Raw genomic sequence first — 670 nt, forward strand, 5'->3', positions numbered from 1 at the left:
GTTTGTCCGTTGCTTTGATCAGGCTCCTCAGCGCAACGTCCAGCGCTTGATAGGTCTCCAGCACTTGAGCCAACTGCGCCTGCTTTGCACGGCGGCGATTATCGTCTCGCTGCTGGATGAGGGCGTCACGTTGGCTGACCAACTCTGTCAGATCTTCGCGAGCGACATCTGGGGCCACGAAGTTCTTCCCCTCCAGGGCAGAGGCAAACATCGCCAGCATCTGTGCGTCGATCGGATCAGTCTTGGCTCGCTTGCCCATGGCTTGAGCGAATTGGCGGGCGCGGACGGGGTTGATGCGCTGGACCTTGAAACCAGCGTTAGTCAAAAGCTTTACCGACAGCTTCTCATAACCACCGGTGGCCTCCACCAGGACGCGCTCGACCTGGTTGCCCCTGAGGTAATCAGCGACTGCGGTAAGGCCTTCTGCAGTGTTGGGCACACACAGGTCAGTTGTCTTGGGAAACAGCGCGACCTGCAGCGTGGCCTTGGAAACATCGATTCCGGCATAGGCAGACATGAGCAGAACCCTCTAAGCTAAGGAGTGAGAGGCGCTTTGGCCTGGCTCATGCTTGTTGTTCGAGGGCGGAAACTCAGTCAACTGTTCGAGCTTTGAGCCAAAGCGGGAAGAGTGGACAGCAGCTTGGCTCCCACACGTGCTTAGGGCACCGCG

The 670-nt window shown here is 58.4% G+C and carries 1 protein-coding gene; it reads right to left on the reverse strand.

Features of this window, described 5'->3' with window-relative positions; translation table 11 throughout:
• Positions 1 to 517 (reverse strand): IS110 family transposase (locus Q6A48_RS25920; RefSeq protein ID WP_304557317.1); only part of this gene is annotated, 517 nt, incomplete at its 3' end.
• Between the last annotated feature and the right edge of the window lie 153 nt (positions 518 to 670).

Origin of the sequence: Pseudomonas citrullilanati (genome assembly GCF_030580855.1) — a bacterium.
Lineage (GTDB): Bacteria > Pseudomonadota > Gammaproteobacteria > Pseudomonadales > Pseudomonadaceae > Aquipseudomonas > Aquipseudomonas citrulli.